Here is a 282-nt window from a genome sequence, read left to right on the forward strand (position 1 = left end):
GCCAACGAGGAAATCGACGCCATCCGCACCCTGGGCCTGAACCCGATGGAACTGCTGGTGGTTCCACGGGTACTTGCACTGCTGATCTCACTGCCACTGCTCACCTTCGTCGCGATGATTTGCGGCATTGTCGGTGGCGCAGTGGTATGCGCCCTGACGCTGGATATCTCACCGGCCATGTTCCTTTCACTGCTGCAAAGCGACATCGGCGTGCAGCACTTCCTGGTGGGCCTGGCCAAGGCGCCGTTCTTCGCCTTCCTTATCGCGGCCATCGGCTGCCTG

At 61.3% G+C, this 282-nt stretch carries 1 protein-coding gene; it reads left to right on the forward strand.

The window, feature by feature from the left end; all coding sequences use genetic code 11:
* On the forward strand, positions 1–282 hold a 282-nt coding region (locus SB756_RS29450; protein ID WP_410913094.1), incomplete at both ends, for an MlaE family ABC transporter permease.

It is taken from the genome of Pseudomonas sp. SIMBA_068 (genome assembly GCF_046534705.1).
GTDB lineage: Bacteria > Pseudomonadota > Gammaproteobacteria > Pseudomonadales > Pseudomonadaceae > Aquipseudomonas > Aquipseudomonas putida.